1 protein-coding gene is annotated in these 261 nt (G+C 51.7%); it reads right to left on the minus strand.

What is annotated here, in order from left to right; genetic code table 11:
• On the minus strand, positions 1–261 hold a 261-nt coding region (locus tag R0K30_RS22400; protein WP_410613098.1), incomplete at both ends, for a hypothetical protein.

Raw genomic sequence — 261 nt, forward strand, 5'->3', positions numbered from 1 at the left:
GTGATAGACATCGGCTTCAAGTGAGCGGACCGCCTTTAACAGCGATTCTTCAAGGGTGCGTCCGATAGCCATGACCTCTCCGGTAGCTTTCATTTGCGTCCCGAGCCTGCGGTTTGCCGACTCAAATTTGTCGAACGGCCAGCGCGGGATTTTAGAAACGACATAGTCAAGTGCGGGCTCAAAAGCCGCATATGTTTTTCCCGTTACGGGATTCATCATTTCATCAAGAGAAAGCCCGACTGCGATTTTCGCCGCAAGCTT

The sequence above is a fragment of the Bacillus sp. SIMBA_154 genome (assembly GCF_046536015.1).
GTDB lineage: Bacteria > Bacillota > Bacilli > Bacillales > Bacillaceae > Bacillus > Bacillus pumilus_P.